Below are 12,623 nucleotides of genomic sequence, written 5' to 3'. Positions count from 1 at the left end.
AAGACTAATAGGAGAGAGGGAGGCTGAAAGAATGATTGATTTACATTGTCACATTTTACATGGCATTGATGACGGTGCACAAACAGTAAAAGATAGTTTAGCAATGGCACAACAAGCCGTATCAGAAGGAATACATACAATTGTCGCAACGCCGCACCATCAAAATGGTAAATACATAAATGAACGTACCTCGATTATTCATCACGTAAAACAACTAAATGATGAACTACAACAACATAATATTCCACTTACCATTTTACCTGGGCAAGAGGTCAGGTTATATGGTGATTTATTAGAAGACTATGAAGCTGATAAAATCGTTACTTTAAATGAAACAAATAAATATATATTCATTGAATTTCCATCGAATCACGTACCTCGTTATGCCGAACAATTATTATACGAATTACGTGTAAAGGGAATGATTCCAATTATTGTTCATCCAGAACGTAATGCCGAGTTAATCGAGCGGCCAGATAAGTTATATAACCTTGTAAATAAAGGTGCATTAACACAAGTGACAGCAGGTAGTTTGCTTGGGAAATTTGGTAAAAAGATTAAAAAATTCTCACTACAGCTTGTGGAACATAATTTAACACATATGGTTGCTTCAGATGCACATAACACGACATCGAGAGGATTTCATTTAGTGGAAAGCTATGAACTAATTGAGAAAGAATTCGGAATGAATGTTATGAGTGATTTGAAAGAAAATCCGTACTTATTAATTAGCGGGAAGGCAATTTACAAAGAAGATCCAGAACAAATTCGTCGTAAAAAATTGTTCGGTATTTTTTAAATAAAGAATTGGTGATGTCTCCTAACCGTTATCAACGGGGGCACTCGGTCGTGCTGTGGGTAGAAATTTTATTTCATGCCTACCTTAGACGCTTGTCGTCGGGAGTATGGCGTGAGGATGGGTTAGATGCCCATAATTTATTTCTAATAGAAACTCTACCTATGGAGTTATAAAAATGACTCTATAGGTAGGGTTTTTGTTATTGTTACATACAAATAAATAGATTTATAGGGGGAGTATAATTGAAAAAAGTAAGAAAAGCAATTATCCCAGCTGCTGGTCTTGGGACAAGATTTTTACCAGCAACGAAGGCGATGCCGAAAGAAATGTTACCTATCGTTGATAAACCAACAATTCAATACATAATAGAAGAAGCAATTGAATCAGGAATTGAAGACATTATTATTGTTACTGGAAAAGGAAAACGTGCCATTGAAGATCATTTCGATCACTCTTTTGAATTAGAACAAAGCCTTTTAGAAAAAGGGAAGTATGAAATGCTTGAAAAAGTACAAGCTTCCTCAAAAATAAATATTCATTACATAAGACAGAAAGAACCAAAAGGGCTAGGACACGCAGTATGGTGTGCGCGTAAGTTTATTGGAAATGAGCCGTTTGCAGTATTACTTGGTGATGATATTGTTCAAGCAGAAACGCCATGTTTACGTCAATTAATGGATCAATATGAAGGTACACAGTCGTCAGTTATTGGTGTACAAACAGTGCCTGAAAACGAAACACATCGTTACGGTATTATCGATCCGATTGAACAAAGTGATCGCCGTTATCAAGTACGTCAATTTGTGGAGAAGCCAGCTCAAGGAACTGCACCATCAAATTTAGCAATTATGGGACGTTACGTATTAACGCCAGAAATCTTTATGTTCCTTGAAAATCAACAAACAGGTGCGGGTGGAGAAATCCAATTAACAGATGCGATTCAACGTTTAAATGAAATTCAGCGTGTATTTGCTTATGATTTTGAGGGAACTCGTTATGATGTTGGTGAGAAGTTTGGGTTTATTAAAACGACAATTGAGATGGCGTTACAACATAAAGAATTAAAAGATGAATTATTGGAGTATATGACTGAACTTATAAAAATAGAAAATATACATGTGTAAAGGTGAGGTGAAAAGGTTGGAAGAAAGAGGATTAATACATAAATCTGTGGAGAAAGAAATAAGTGTAGTGAAAAAAACATCAATTTTCCATGCATTTTTTAAAAGGACACTGGATATTATAGGTGCTATTGTTGGTTTGATAGTATTTTCTCCATTTTTTATTATAATTCCTATCCTTTACATGCGTGGGGATGCAAAAGGACCAGTTTTCTTTAGACAATCCAGAATTGGTAAAGATGGTAAAGTATTTGGTATCTATAAATTCCGTTCTATGGTAGTTAATGCAGAAGAGAAATTAGAAAAAAATGAAGTTCTATATAAGAAATATGTAGATAATAACTATAAGCTTGAGCCAGAGGAAGATCCACGTATTACAAATATAGGGCGTTTTTTACGAAGAACAAGTTTAGATGAACTACCACAGTTTATTAATGTCCTTAAAGGTGATATGAGTTTAGTTGGTCCAAGACCAGTAATTCAGGAGGAATTAAAAGAATACGGCTCTAAAACTTCAGAGTTTTTATCTGTAAGTCCTGGTTTAACAGGTTATTGGCAAGTGAGTGGTAGAAGTGATGTAGGATACCCAGAAAGGGTGGATATAGAATTATATTATGTATACAATCAATCTTTAAAATTAGATATTATTATCTTATTTAAAACAGTTTTATTGGTCGTATTACGTAAAGGTGCTTATTAATAATCTTTTATACAATCTAAGGTTGAACAAGATTTTGTTAACTTTTGAAAAAATCAAATTATTAAATTTAGCTTGGAAAGTAAATGATGGTGAAATGAAGAATGAAATCGATCGCATTGCGGAGCAAAAACCTATTTGGAAAAATTAAATTAGTAACTAATAAAGCTATGGAGAAAGGCTTCGTACATCTTCTTAGTGCGAATTTTTTGCTACAAATAGCGGGATTCGGAGGGCAGATATTTTTAACAAGAATTTTATCTGTTGAAGACATTGGAAGATTAAAGGTATTGCAATCTTTTTTAAGTAATTTAACAATTATAGCTGGATTAGGATTGAATGTTGCCATATTAAAAATGTGTTCTGAAAAAATTAGTATACAGCAAAAGCAGAGATTATTTGAAGATGGTTTCAAGGTAACGGCAATTTTCTCGGTACTTATTACTGTATTAACCTTCATTATAGCTGGATTCGGAGGTTTTTCATCGGATATCAAAATAAATAATCTAATGAAAATTTATGCTTTTCAAATACCGTTCCTTTCTATAAGTGCGTATTTTGTCGCTTACTTACAATCTCAGAAAAAAATTCATTTAATGTCTAATGTACAAAGTATCTCTAAAATTGTTGTAGTAATAATAAGTATTTTAGGAGCATACATTTATGGAATGACAGGCTACATAATTACTTTAGTAATTGCATTATCATTAACCACATTATTATTTGTACCTTTCATTAAATCTGAGTTGCAATCCATAAAATATAAGCGAATAGACAAAGGATTAATCGCGAAGCCATTAAAATTAGGTAGCTATTCGTTTATTACAAATTTATTAGGTCAATTAATACTCACATTTAATGTCCTTATTTTAAATTACATGAATGTGGATCCAAAAGAAGTAGGTTATTATGGTATAGCGCAGCTTATAATCACTTCTATGATGATTATTCCTAATACGCTAAATCAACTAATGATACCGTATATATCTGAGCAGACAGATAATAGGGTTCAAATAAAAAAGATGTTGAAAAAATTTGAGAGTAGAATGTTGATGATAACGGCGTTATTATGTACATCAACATTCTTCATAATACCGTTAATAATGCCAATGATATTTGGAAAAGAGTATGTGAATTCAGTACCTTATTTTCAAGTACTTGTAATAGGATTGTTCTTTTGGAGTATTTATTCACCTAAAGGAATCACATTACTTAGTATAGGGCGAGTTGATTTGAACTTTAAAGTGAGTTGCATTTCTTTTGGCTTTAATATAATCCTTAATTTCATATTAATTTATAAATTTGGAGCGTTAGGCGCAGCTATAGCGACAACAGCTACATATTTTATAACCATTTTCATCAATAGAATTTATTTTAAAAAAGTATAAAAAAAGAATGAGGAGAAGATTCCTCATTCTTTTTTTGTCGGTATATTATGTATATAGAATTAAAATTAAAAGGGAGAAACCTATGAAGATTTTATATTTAGTTAATATGGATCCTCAAAATAAAACCGGATTATTCAATGCAACTCATAAGAGAATTAAGTTGAACGATAATAAGGTTGATAGTGAAAAATATTGTATAAATTTTTATGATGGAATAGTATTGAAATTATTGAAAAAATTATTGAAGAAAAAAATTTATCAAAAAGAGGGTGAGTATTTTATATATGAAGATATAAAATATAGAAAACTCTTTTTGAAGAATACGATTACGAAAAAGGTTTTAGAAAAGTTAGGAATAGACTTTTTAGTTTATTTAGAGGTGATTTTAAGAAATAAGGTAAAAATACAAGAGTTTGATATGGTAAGTGCTCATTGGGGGCATACTCAAGGAAGTTTAGCTTACTATATTAAGCGCTTTTTGGGGATTCCATATGCATTGACATTGCATGGTAGTGATATTCATACTATGCCTAAACAAAGTGCGAATTTAAAAAAAGTAATTGTTCGAAACCTAGAATATGCGGATGAAAATATTTTTGTGAGTGAGTATTTACAAAAAGAAGCTAGAGATCTTGGCTATTGTGGGAATAATTTTTCAATTGTATATAATGGTATCGATAGAGAAAAATTTTATCCAGTGTGTTCAAAAAAGAAGAGTGAATTAAGAGCTAAGTATGGCCTTGAAGGGTATTCAGTGGGTTATATTGGTAATTTAGTTGAAGTGAAAAGGGTCGATAAAATTCCTCAAATATATAAAGAACTCAATAAAATTACTGAAGATGAATTTACTTTTCTCATTATAGGCGACGGAGATTTAAAGCAAGAGATGGAAAGAAAATTTAATGAAATTGATGCTAAATTTTTGTTTGCTGGAAAGGTAGCACCTCAAGAGGTAGTTGACTATCTTAGTGTAATGGATGTATTAATTTTACCTAGTCGTCAGGAAGGATTGGGGTCAGTTTTATTAGAAGCACAAGCGTGCGGTATACCTGTAATTGGAAGTAGTAATGGTGGAATTCCGGAAGTAATTATTGATAAAACTTGTATTATAAAAGATGATCAATATTTCGAAGAAAAATTGGCTGAAAAAATTTTATCTATTTTTAAAAATAAATACAGTATAAACCTCCCTAATGATTGGCTAAATAATTTTGACTGGGATAAAAATGGTGAAAAAGAATTAAATTTATACAAGAATATTATAAATGGAAAGTAAGGTGTATTCTATTTGATGAGAAAAATCTATAAGTTTTTAGTGAGTAGTGCATACGAAAGAGATGTAATTATATAAACTTAGAAGGTGGCTGGATAGAAAATGAAAAGGGTAGTAGTAATCAGTTACTGGTATTATCCGGAAAATGTAGCTCGGGCCTTTCATGTGAAAGGGATAGTTTCCTCCTTGATAAAGGATGGGTATCATGTGGATTTAGTGCTCCCCAAAAACGCTATGTACCAAGAAATAGGTAATAAAAACTTAAATAATATTACCTTGCATCAAGTTAAACCAGGTATTTTACTTCACAAAGAAAAAAATAGATGGGATGTTAACAGAAATATATTAAACAATTCTCATAGTAACCTTCTTACTAAAGGATTAAAAAAATTATATGATGTACTTATTTGGCCAGATAGAACAATTGAATGGGCAATTAATGCTTACCGTTATGTGAAAAAAAATAAGTTACATAGTAATAGTATGGCCATGGTAACTGTGGGATTGCCGGTGTCTACCCACATTACAGGACATTTATTAAAAAAAGATGCTCCCCATTTAAAATGGATAGCTGATTATGGTGATCCATTCTCTTATAATCCGGATCGGGAAATAAGAAAATATGATAGATTTCTGGAATCAAGGATACTTAATAATGTAGATTCTATCGTTATTCCAACGGAAAGTGCGATAGATTGCTATACTAGTTTAGGAGTAAATAAATCGCAAATTCATGTTATTCCCCAACTATTTGAGGAGGAGCAAGGGGAAAGTAATTATGAGGTAGATAAAGATAAATTCAATATAATGTATGCAGGATCTTTTTATAGAGGTATACGCAGTCCGGTGGAGTTTATTCATGCGTTATCTTTAGCTAGTAAGAGGAATAGACAAATAGAATTTCACTATTTTGGGAATGTGACAGCTTTAGAAGAATTTTTAAATATGGAAGGATTGGATAAAGAAAAACTTCCTATTAAAATTAATGATTTTAAAAGTAGAAGTGAGATTCTTAATATTATGAGGGGAATGGATTTGTTAATTAATTTAAATAATAAAAGTACAAGTCAAATTCCAAGTAAAATTATTGATTACCTCTATGCTAACAAACGGATTTTAAATATTGGGAACAACCTAAATGAATTATTTGATAATGTAGATAATGAGAAGGAAGAAATTGCTGATAGATTAGTAGAAATTAGTTTAAATCCGTTAGAATTTAATTATGATCAATTAAAGAAATTTTATAGTTATAATTTAAATTCTACAAAATATTTAAATTTATTAAAATAGGATTTTGTAAATAATATTACCAGTTCTGTTTAATTGTGATATATTGATGTGTATTTTAGTGATTAAGATATTTAACAGAATTTAGGATAGGATGATATAAGTAAATGCAAAGAGGAAGAATAGATTTACTCTTTTATAAAATATATATATATATTGCAGCGATTTTTGGATTTTTGTGGTTGCATCCTTTTTTTACTTGGAATAATGCCATGATTCCTCTTTTTGCGGGAATCCATATTTCAATGTTTTTATTTTGGGCATTTATATCAGATTTTAAAATTAATAAGACAGGTATATTAAGTGCTTTTTTTGCCTTAATATTAATTACTTTGTTTAGTTTTAAGGATGAGAATATAGTACGTAATTTATGCTTATATTCAGCTTCCTTAATTCCTTTAGTATTAATAAAACAAGAAGATCGTTTAAAGATTTATGATAAATTTATTAAAATTGTTGCTATATCACTTATTCCGGCTATAGTTATAGCTATTTTCTTATTTATAGGGTTTGATATACAGTGGTCACAATTATCTAGTACATCATGGACAAAACCATTTTATAGAAACTATTATAATCTTTCTATCTACCATTTCTTTAATGGTGCAGATCAAAGATACTTCTTTCCATGGGGGGGGAGTATTGATAGGATTTGTGGGATGTTTGATGAACCAGGTGTTGTTGGAACGGTTAGTGGTTTAATTCTAGCCTCAAAGGGATTTTCTTTGCGGAGAAGTTATGAAAAGATAATTTTTATTGCTGGTATACTATCGTTTTCTTTTGCTTTTTATATAATATTACTAGTGTATGTATCAATAAAAAAGTATAAATATATATGGGTAATATTGGGTATTTTAATAATATTAATGAATACGGTTCCTAAAGATAGTTATGTATATACTAAAATTTTGTATAGGCTAGATTTGGGTAATAAGGAAATAGAGGGAAACAATAGAGGGAATGCTGGTTTTGAGCAAATATATAAAGAATTTAAGCAAGATGGAAACTTGTTATTAGGAATTAAAGAGAAAGAATATCTTTATAAAGCAAATGCATATGGTTCAGAAGCGTTATCTTGGAAAACTTTCGTGGTGATAAATGGTTTATTATTATTTATTCTCCATACTTTATATTTTATTGGTTATGCGTTTAATTTAAAAAATAGTAATGTATGGATTTTCACTATAATTTATTTATTATCAATTTACCAAAGACCCTATGATTTTACATTAAGTTATTGGCTTATATTTATGGGGGGAATCGTAGCAGCGAGTAATATAGGTATATTAAAAAATAATAAGCTAAATACTAATATTGAGTAGATTAATGAACTCAGGAGTTTACTAAATTAAGGATATAAGAATACCTTTATATTAAGAAGGATTTAAGAATCTGTACCAATTAAATTCTTAAATCCTTTTTTATGTTTTTAGTATGTGGATTGGAGCGAGTGTATGCCAGAAATAGCATTATTAATTCCTGTATATAACGATCAAGTTGGTTTAAATGAAACCTTAGAATCTTTATTAAAGGAAACAAAAGAGAAGGTAGATGTAGTAGTTGTTGATGACGGTAGTAAGGAACCAATCAATGTTCCTGAGACTATGGGAATTCACCATATTATTTTTATAAAATCCGAAGTCAATAAAGGAATTGAGCATGTCTTAAATTTAGGATTAAAGTATATTTGTGATAATGGCTATACATTTGTTGCCCGGATAGATGCAGGAGATACAATTGAACCTAATCGATTTTATAAACAGAAACAATATATGTTAGATAATCCAAATTATATGTTGATAGGATCGAACGTAAGGCATACAGATATGGATGGTAAAGAAGTGTTTATAGAGCGTGTGCCGCTTTCAACAGAAGAAATAAAAAAGAAGATGCATATTAATAGTTGTTTCCCACACCCATCTGTTATGTTTAGAACAGTGATTATTGAGGATATTGGTGTATATCATACGGATTTTCCGGCAGCAGAAGATTACGAATTTTTCTTTAGGATAATGAATAAGTATGAGGTTTCAAATTTAGATGAAGTTCTCATTTGTAAAGAAATTAATCCTAATAGTATCTCATTAAGTAGGCGAAAGAGACAGTTATATAGCAGAATTAAAATTCAAAAAAAATATTTTAACCCCCTAGTTTTAGAAAGTTATATGGGATTAGTAAAATCTTTTATCTTGCTAATAGCTCCTAATAAACTAATTATTGGTATTAAGTCTTTACTAAGTAGATCTTCTAACTAATGATAAAAGGGGTCATGAGCAATGAAAAAGGTTGTTTTTATATGTGAGGCGTTAGGTGGAGGAGTTAGGAGACATTTAGTGGACGTACTCTCCAATCTAGATTTAGATGAATATGAGGTACATGTTGTACATGGTACTAAGCGGGTAGATGATGTATTTCTATCGGCAAAAAATAAGCTTATGAAAAAAGGGCTTTATTTTTATGAAGTCACAGAAATGGTAAGGGAATTATCAATTAAGAATGACATAAGAGCTACAAAATCAATTATAAAAATACTAAGAGAAATTAGGCCACAAATTGTTCATTGTCATAGCTCTAAAGCAGGTGCAATAGGCAGGATAGCGGCAAAAATATGTGGGATAAAAAGGGTATACTATACACCACATGCATATGTATTTCAAAACCCAAATTTATCCCCAAAGAAAAAATTTGTATATAAAAATATCGAAAAATTATTAGGCTTCTTAACAACAAAAGTTCTTCATGTTTCAAAAGGTGAAGAAACATTTGCCTTGGAGCATAAAGTCATTTCATTAAATAAGTCAATGGTAGTATATAATGGTATTTCATTTCCCGCTATAGATAGTAAATTTCCTTTAAAAGATTGTGAAGAGAAATTGATAATAGGAACGATTGCGAGAATGGATTATCAAAAAAACCCATGGTTATTTATTCGTATAGCTGAACAGGTGATTAGGGAAAATCAAAACGTTGAGTTTGTGTACATTGGGGACGGAGAGTATTTTAAAGCAGTTTTCGATTATGTTCAAAAAAATAATTTAGATAAATTTATTAAATTAAAAGGATTTCATTCGAATCCAGATATAGAATTAAATCGCTTTGATATATTCCTATCTACCTCCTTATATGAAGGTATGCCTTACTCATTAATAGAGGCGTTATCATATAAAAAACCTATTATCGCGACGGATGTTGTAGGTAATAATGAAATAGTGCTTGATGATTATAATGGTTATCTTTTTGATAAAGATAATGCTGAAGAGGGAACACAAAAAATATTAGAAATTATAAAGGATCCTATATTATATGACAAGCTATCTAAAAATAGTCATAGGACATTTGAAGAAACCTTTACAATTGAAAAAATGCTATCTTCAATAGAAGAGTTATATTCCCAATGAAAAAATTATAGGTAGTGCAATGAGTCTTTATTATTAAAGAATTAATCATCATTAATACGTAATAATAGGATTTGATTAACTGAAAGAATAATAAAGTATAGTATTTTTATATGAAATATTCTAGTAAGTATAAGTTTGTATGAATTTATATTTATTATAATTTTGATATATGAGCTAAATAATAAAAAGATAAGGATTGGTGAAAATGAATAAGAAAGTTTGTGTGGTAGGTTTAGGTTATATTGGTTTACCAACTTCAGCTATTTTTGCAAAAGCGGGATATGATGTTATAGGGGTAGATGTAAACCCTGTTGCAATTGAAATGATTAATCAAGGTAAAGTTCATATTGAAGAGGTTGGATTAGGAGAATTAGTTAAAGAGGTAGTAGAAAAGGGGAAATTGAGAGCTAGTGTAGAACCAACCAAAGCTGATGTTTTTATTATTGCTGTTCCTACACCACACAATGCTGATCATACTGCAAATTTAGACTATGTCGTAGAAGCTACTAAGTCTATTTTACCATTCTTACAGAAGGAAAGTATTGTAATTGTAGAATCTACGATTCCGCCAAGAACTATTGATGATACAGTGGCTCCAATTATTGAGGAACAGGGATGGAAAGTAGGAGAAGAAATTTACCTTGCACATTGTCCGGAACGTGTGTTACCTGGACGTATTTTAATTGAATTAGTAGAGAATACAAGAATAGTTGGTGGGATTAATAAAAAATCTACGCAAAAAGCAGCCGAAGTGTACGGTTGTTTTGTAAAAGGGGAAATCCTTGAAACTACTGCTGTAACAGCAGAAATGTCTAAGCTTATGGAAAACACATTCCGTGATGTAAATATTGCATTAGCAAATGAATTAGCAAAAATCTCTGAAAAACTTGGCGTAAATGCTTTAGAAGTTATTAAATTAGCTAACCATCATCCTCGAGTAAATTTACATCTTCCAGGACCAGGGGTTGGAGGACATTGTTTAGCAGTGGATCCGTATTTTATTATTGAAAAGGCACCCGAAGAGTCTCAATTAATTTCTAATGCGCGCTTTATAAATAATTCTATGCCTGTATTTGTTGTAGAGCAATTAGCAAAAATTATTCCAGATAAAAATGCAAAAGTTGCAGTTTTAGGAATTACATATAAAGGTAATATCGATGATGTCAGAGAAAGTCCAGCTATGACAATTGTAGATTTACTTAAAGAACAGGGTTATGAAGTTGCTGTACATGATCCTCATGTTCATGAAGATCAGGTCCATTTTAACTTATATAGTCTAGAGAATGCTGTGAAAAATGCAGAATGTATTTTAGTACTAACAGACCATAATGAGTTTAAACAAGTAGATGAACAAGTCATTATTGATAACGCAAGAAAGGCTATTATATTTGATACACGTAATTGTATGAATATAAGCAGTAAACAAATTTCTTATTACAATTTTAATAATCTATATGAACTAAGAAGTTTAGCAAGCATAAGAGTATAATGAACTAATTGCAAATGGTTGGTTAAAAATATGTTTTATTAAATGAAAAATTAAATTAGATATTTTGTACGAAGTGTATATAAAAATTTGAATTCTTGCAATTGATTGCATAAAAGAATTTGATTATTTATGATGACTATAGATATTTTGAATTTATTTAGGTTATAATTGTAACTATGTTTTTTGAGAAAAGATTTCGATTTTCGAAAGAAGGTTAAAAAATGAAAAAGAAAATTTTATTCTGGGTTCTGGGTATTATTGGAGTTCTTATTGTCGGTGGTGGAGTATATGCTTATACTGTTTATTCTAATGTTTCTAATACCTTAGATGCTGTCCATAAACCATTAGATCGTGAGAAATCTGAAAAACGAGAAAAGAAGGTAGATATTTCAGATCAAAAACCAATATCTATTTTAATGATGGGAGTAGACCAACGTGGTGAAGACCAAGGAAGGTCAGATTCATTAATGCTATTTACATTAAATCCTACGACGAAATCTATGAAAATTGTTAGTATCCCACGTGATTCTTATACAGAAATAGTTGGAAAAGGTACAAAGGATAAAATTAATCATGCTTATGCTTTTGGCGGAATTGATATGTCTGTAAAAACAGTAGAGAATTTTCTGAATGTACCAGTTGATCATTATATTGAAGTAAATATGGATGGATTTAAAGATATTGTAGATGCTGTTGGTGGCGTGGATGTAAATAATGATTTAGATTTTACATATGAAGGAATTCATTTTGAAAAAGGAAATATTCATCTAGATGGTAGTAAGGCATTACATTATTCTAGGATGAGAAAGCTTGACCCACGTGGTGACTTTGGCCGTCAAATGCGCCAACGTCAAGTTATTCAAGCTGTAATTAAAAAAGGTGCAAGTGTGTCTTCTCTAGCAAATTACGGTGATGTATTAAAAGCAATTGAGAAAAACGTTAAAACAAGTTTAACGCAAGATCAAATGTTTGATATTCAAAAGAATTATAAAGACTGCATGCAGAATAGTGAAGAAATCCAAATTTCAGGTGATGGCCACAAAGCCGCTGATGGTATTTGGTACTACTATGTTCCAGATGCAGCGAAACAAGATTTAACGAATAAGTTAAGAGCGCATCTTGAATTGACTAAGTAATATGTAATAACCCAACTCCTTTGGAAGGAGTT

12 protein-coding genes are annotated in these 12,623 nt (G+C 30.6%); all 12 read left to right on the top strand.

Annotated features, from left to right (window positions below; all coding sequences use genetic code 11):
* Positions 1-31 precede the first annotated feature (31 nt).
* Positions 32-799 (top strand): tyrosine-protein phosphatase, encoded by a 768-nt coding sequence (locus AC241_RS26170; protein ID WP_029443653.1) that lies wholly within the window; start codon positions 32-34, stop codon positions 797-799.
* Between the two features lie 242 nt (positions 800-1,041).
* A complete protein-coding gene (gene bpsC, locus AC241_RS26165) occupies positions 1,042-1,923 on the top strand; it encodes a UTP--glucose-1-phosphate uridylyltransferase BpsC (protein ID WP_029443652.1) in 882 nt (293 codons plus the stop codon).
* Between the two features lie 16 nt (positions 1,924-1,939).
* Complete coding sequence (locus tag AC241_RS26160) at positions 1,940-2,620, top strand: sugar transferase (RefSeq protein ID WP_029443651.1); 681 nt, start codon at positions 1,940-1,942, stop codon at positions 2,618-2,620.
* 22 nt (positions 2,621-2,642) lie between these two features.
* A complete protein-coding gene (locus tag AC241_RS35740) occupies positions 2,643-2,768 on the top strand; it encodes a hypothetical protein (RefSeq protein WP_257146794.1) in 126 nt (41 codons plus the stop codon).
* Positions 2,722-4,005: a flippase gene (locus AC241_RS26155; protein WP_029443650.1), complete on the top strand. Its 1,284-nt coding sequence runs from the start codon at positions 2,722-2,724 to the stop codon at positions 4,003-4,005. The genes AC241_RS35740 and AC241_RS26155 overlap by 47 nt, the downstream gene beginning before the upstream one ends.
* An 82-nt stretch (positions 4,006-4,087) precedes the next feature.
* Positions 4,088-5,281: a glycosyltransferase gene (locus AC241_RS26150; RefSeq protein WP_050844743.1), complete on the top strand. Its 1,194-nt coding sequence runs from the start codon at positions 4,088-4,090 to the stop codon at positions 5,279-5,281.
* 99 nt (positions 5,282-5,380) lie between these two features.
* Positions 5,381-6,571, top strand: coding sequence for a glycosyltransferase family protein (locus AC241_RS26145; RefSeq protein WP_029443648.1), 1,191 nt, complete (start codon positions 5,381-5,383; stop codon positions 6,569-6,571).
* A gap of 104 nt (positions 6,572-6,675) precedes the next feature.
* Positions 6,676-7,890, top strand: a complete 1,215-nt coding sequence (locus AC241_RS26140; RefSeq protein ID WP_050844742.1) for a hypothetical protein — start codon at positions 6,676-6,678, stop codon at positions 7,888-7,890.
* A gap of 132 nt (positions 7,891-8,022) precedes the next feature.
* Entirely contained in the window at positions 8,023-8,823 is an 801-nt protein-coding gene (locus AC241_RS26135; protein ID WP_050844741.1) for a glycosyltransferase, read from the top strand.
* A 21-nt stretch (positions 8,824-8,844) separates the two neighbouring features.
* Positions 8,845-9,966, top strand: coding sequence for a glycosyltransferase family 4 protein (locus tag AC241_RS26130; protein ID WP_050844740.1), 1,122 nt, complete (start codon positions 8,845-8,847; stop codon positions 9,964-9,966).
* Between the two features lie 205 nt (positions 9,967-10,171).
* Complete coding sequence (locus tag AC241_RS26125; RefSeq protein WP_050844739.1) at positions 10,172-11,455, top strand: nucleotide sugar dehydrogenase; 1,284 nt, start codon at positions 10,172-10,174, stop codon at positions 11,453-11,455.
* A 221-nt stretch (positions 11,456-11,676) separates the two neighbouring features.
* Positions 11,677-12,591 (top strand): polyisoprenyl-teichoic acid--peptidoglycan teichoic acid transferase TagU, encoded by a 915-nt coding sequence (tagU, locus tag AC241_RS26120; RefSeq protein WP_050844738.1) that lies wholly within the window; start codon positions 11,677-11,679, stop codon positions 12,589-12,591.
* The last annotated feature ends 32 nt before the right edge of the window (positions 12,592-12,623 follow it).

This window comes from Bacillus thuringiensis (assembly GCF_001182785.1).
GTDB classification, from domain to species: domain Bacteria; phylum Bacillota; class Bacilli; order Bacillales; family Bacillaceae_G; genus Bacillus_A; species Bacillus_A thuringiensis_S.
The sequence above is the reverse complement of the archived record's forward strand: the minus strand, read 5'-3'. Positions and strand labels throughout refer to the sequence as shown.

Bases quoted from the DNA above. Each gene is read 5' to 3' on its own strand.
- AC241_RS26145 (WP_029443648.1), top strand. From the start codon at position 5,381: ATGAAAAGGGTAGTAGTAATCAGTTACTGGTATTATCCGGAAAATGTA.
- tagU (WP_050844738.1), top strand. From the start codon at position 11,677: ATGAAAAAGAAAATTTTATTCTGGGTTCTGGGTATTATTGGAGTTCTT.
- AC241_RS26155 (WP_029443650.1), top strand. From the start codon at position 2,722: ATGAAATCGATCGCATTGCGGAGCAAAAACCTATTTGGAAAAATTAAA.
- AC241_RS26135 (WP_050844741.1), top strand. From the start codon at position 8,023: ATGCCAGAAATAGCATTATTAATTCCTGTATATAACGATCAAGTTGGT.
- AC241_RS26130 (WP_050844740.1), top strand. From the start codon at position 8,845: ATGAAAAAGGTTGTTTTTATATGTGAGGCGTTAGGTGGAGGAGTTAGG.
- AC241_RS26140 (WP_050844742.1), top strand. From the start codon at position 6,676: ATGCAAAGAGGAAGAATAGATTTACTCTTTTATAAAATATATATATAT.
- AC241_RS26150 (WP_050844743.1), top strand. From the start codon at position 4,088: ATGAAGATTTTATATTTAGTTAATATGGATCCTCAAAATAAAACCGGA.
- AC241_RS26170 (WP_029443653.1), top strand. From the start codon at position 32: ATGATTGATTTACATTGTCACATTTTACATGGCATTGATGACGGTGCA.
- AC241_RS26125 (WP_050844739.1), top strand. From the start codon at position 10,172: ATGAATAAGAAAGTTTGTGTGGTAGGTTTAGGTTATATTGGTTTACCA.